This window comes from Streptomyces fuscigenes (assembly GCF_021556455.1).
Lineage (GTDB): Bacteria > Actinomycetota > Actinomycetes > Streptomycetales > Streptomycetaceae > Streptomyces > Streptomyces fuscigenes.
In genome coordinates, this window is sequence record NZ_JAKGCV010000672.1 from 1 (window position 1) to 2,070 (window position 2,070).

Below are 2,070 nucleotides of genomic sequence, written 5' to 3' on the forward strand. Positions count from 1 at the left end.
GCGCGGTCTGCCCCCCGGCGGCCGGCTCCCCGGCGGCCGGCGAGCGGCCGGTGATCCGCCGGGCCAGGACGCTCCAGCGGCCCGGCGCCTGGTCGCCGTCCTGCGCCCGCGCCCCGGCGCGGGCGGCCGGGACGGGCAACGCGTGGGCGTCGTCGGCCGCCTCCCGGGCCGCGTCGCTGCCCCGTACCCGCCAGGCGCGTACGAGAAGGGCGAACGGGACACCCACCGCGGCCGTCCACAGCGCCGCCGCGGTCCCGGTCTGCCACCACACCGGGCCGAACCGCGCGAGGTTCCCGGTGCCGAGCGGCCCCCCGGCGAGCACGGTGAGAAGCGCCGTCAGCGCTCCCGCCACCAGGGCGCCCAGACAGCCCGTCAGGGCCGTGGCGCCCGCGCTCCAGGCCTCGTCGCGGTCGACGTAGGCGGGCGCGGCCTTGCGCAGGGTGAACCAGGCGACCGTGATCCCCGCCGCGACCGGCGCGGCGGCGGCCGACCAGTGCTCCCAGCCGCCCGCCTGCTGCGGCACGGCGGCCAGCAGCGGGAAGGACGGCAGCCCCGGGTCGTGCGGGGCGGCGAGCGGCGTGACCGTCACCGCCGTGCTCAGCGCGAAGCCCGGCCCGAGGCCGTAGGCGGCGCCCCACACCGCCGCGTTGGGCACGAGCACGAGACCCAGGAGCAGCACCGCGAGCCGGCCCGACCAGACGAGGGAGAGGCGCAGGAACGACTGCTCGACGGCGTGTTCGTGCAGGACGAGCGACACCGCCACGAACAGCGCCCCGGCGCCGACGAGCGCCGCGGCCGAGGCGGCGCCCGCACGCAGCGCGCCGGACACGAGCCTGCGGCCGCCCGCGGACCAGAGCGTGCGCGCGCACCAGGCCCGCACCGCCGGGGGCAGCCACCGGGGTTGCGGAAGTCCGGGCCGGCCCGTGGCGCTCCAGGCGCCGGCGGCGGTCGCGGCGACCACGAACAGCGGCACCGCGCCGCCCGCCTGCTCGGGCACGGCGGTGAACGCGCCGTCCTGCGCGTAGGCCACGGCTCCCGCGGCGACCAGGAGGTAGCCGCAGCTGACCGTGGTCACGGCGCCCAGCGCGGTGAGCTGCGCCCGGCCCTCCTGCGGTTCGAGCGCGTCGCGCGCCGCCCGGTAGGCCAGATAGGCGGGCAGCGCGACGAGAAGCAGCGGCGCGAGGCCGACAGGGGCCGGCGCGCCGGTGAGCGTTCCGGGTCGTACGAGGTCGGCGCCGTGCGCGAGCAGCCACAGCGCGACGGCCACATGGAGGGCACCGCCCGCTCCGCTGTCCGGGTACGGCGAACTGATCCACAACGCCATGACCAGCACGGCGAGCGCGCCGAGGCCGAGGCATGCGGCGATGGAGCCGCGCAGGAAGGACGCGGTGAGCGCGGCGGCCCTGCCGCGCTCCAGGGCAGACGCGGACGACAACAACTCTCCGCGTTCGGTCACTTGGGTCACACCTGCCATGCTGCCTGCGACACGCACTTTGGTCACGTAACGGGCGAATGCTCGACATGTCGATCATTATTCGGTTATGTGCTTTTCCGATTGCTCCAGTACTCCGGAGAATCCCCGATGACGCCACGCGCCACCCCGAGCACCCCGCCCGCCGCCGCGCCGGCACCCCCGGTCCCGCCCCCGAAGGAACGTCGACGGCTGCGTGAGGGCAAGGCCATGACGGTGAAACAGCTGGCGGCGACGGTGGGCGTCACCCAGTCGACCGTGCGCGCGTGGGAGACCGGCCGCAGTGAACCGCGGGGCCGAAAGGGCGACCAGTACGCGCGGACGCTCGCGGTCTACGCCCGCGAGGTCCTGGCCGCGGAGGCCGCCGAGGACGCGGCGGAGGCCCTGCGCGACGCGGTGGCGCGCGCGGAGGCGGACCGTCAGGCCTCCGAGCGGCAGGCGGCGCAGCTGGAATCCGTCCGTTTGGCGGCAGCCGCACCGGCCGCCGAGCCCCCGCAAGGGATCGCCCCGCCGTCCGAACCGCGCACCGGCGAAAGCGCCCCGCCCGCCACCGCCGGCCGCGACGGCGGCGCGCCGGACCCCGCCGGAGGCGGTCACCT

General features: G+C 77.3%; 2 protein-coding genes. One reads left to right on the plus strand and one right to left on the minus strand.

What is annotated here, in order from left to right; translation table 11 throughout:
• A partial coding sequence (locus L1885_RS27605) for a cell division protein PerM (RefSeq protein WP_235799877.1) occupies positions 1 to 1,465 on the minus strand: 1,465 nt, incomplete at its 3' end.
• A 216-nt stretch (positions 1,466 to 1,681) separates the two neighbouring features.
• Between L1885_RS27605 and L1885_RS27610 the strand changes: the two genes are divergently transcribed.
• Positions 1,682 to 2,070, plus strand: a 389-nt coding sequence (locus L1885_RS27610) for a helix-turn-helix domain-containing protein (protein WP_235799878.1), incomplete at its 3' end; no start/stop codon positions are given.